Here is a 240-nt window from a genome sequence, read left to right on the forward strand (position 1 = left end):
CCGCCGGCATGAACCCGATGGACCTGAAGCGCGGCATCGACCAGGCCGTTGCCGCCGTCGTCGGGGAAATCAAGGCGAAGGCCAAGAAGGTCAAGTCGTCGGCCGAGATCGCGCAGGTCGGCACCATCGCCGCGAATGGCGACGCCAGCGTCGGCGAAATGATCGCCAAGGCAATGAACAAGGTCGGCAATGACGGCGTCATCACGGTTGAGGAAGCCAAGACCGCCGAGACCGAACTCG

Annotated in this window: 1 pseudogene; it reads left to right on the top strand. The window is 64.2% G+C overall.

Annotation, left to right across the window (positions count from 1 at the left end):
- A pseudogene (groEL, locus tag X744_RS01000000170795) lies at positions 1 to 240 on the top strand (chaperonin GroEL); the annotation flags it as partial.

The sequence above is a fragment of the Mesorhizobium sp. LNHC252B00 genome, from assembly GCF_000502955.1.
Classification (GTDB): Bacteria; Pseudomonadota; Alphaproteobacteria; order Rhizobiales; family Rhizobiaceae; genus Mesorhizobium.